We start from the raw sequence: 275 nt of genomic DNA, 5'->3' as shown, positions 1-275 counted from the left end.
TGAAGACTTCTATGAGTAATTAATTGGAGGAGACGAAATGAAACCTGTAGTTGCGCTCGATGTAAGTAAAGGTAAAAGTACGATAGTTATTTATGATCAAAAACGCTGTATATTTGAAGGGGAAATAAATCATTGTCTAGCGGACTTCGAATCACTTCGTAAGCGAATGATATTGTTAGAACAACAAAAGGGTCAAAGACCGGAAATTGTTTTTGAAGCGACTGGGGTTTATTCAATGGCTTTGGAAAAATTTCTTCAAGATCGTGGATACATAT

1 pseudogene is annotated in these 275 nt (G+C 35.6%); it reads left to right on the top strand.

The window, feature by feature from the left end:
- Window positions 1-37 precede the first annotated feature (37 nt).
- Window positions 38-275, top strand: a pseudogene (locus tag JKP73_RS22965) (IS110 family RNA-guided transposase); the annotation flags it as partial.

Origin of the sequence: Virgibacillus salexigens (assembly GCF_014905415.1) — a bacterium.
GTDB classification, from domain to species: Bacteria; Bacillota; Bacilli; order Bacillales; family Amphibacillaceae; genus Virgibacillus; species Virgibacillus salexigens.
This window is presented reverse-complemented; position numbering and strand designations above follow the sequence as displayed.